A 251-nucleotide genomic window follows, 5' to 3' on the forward strand; every position below is an offset into this window, starting at 1 on the left:
GGGTTCCAAACTATTTAGATGCGGACTTAGCAGGTTTTGTAGATACAAACTCAGATGGAGTAAATGACAACTACGATGCCGATGGAGACGGTATTGCCAACCACTTAGATTTAGATAGTGATAATGATGGTATTTATGATGTTGTAGAAACAGGCGGAACAGATGCAGACGGAGATGGAACTGCAGATGATACTGATGGAGATACTACAAATAACAATGGTATTCCAAGTACAGCAGGTACAGGAGTTTCT

At 40.6% G+C, this 251-nt stretch carries 1 pseudogene; it reads left to right on the forward strand.

Annotated features, from left to right (window positions below):
* Positions 1 to 251, forward strand: a pseudogene (locus Q1A46_RS20845) (hypothetical protein); the annotation flags it as partial.

Source organism: uncultured Tenacibaculum sp. (assembly GCF_947502995.1).
Lineage (GTDB): Bacteria > Bacteroidota > Bacteroidia > Flavobacteriales > Flavobacteriaceae > Polaribacter.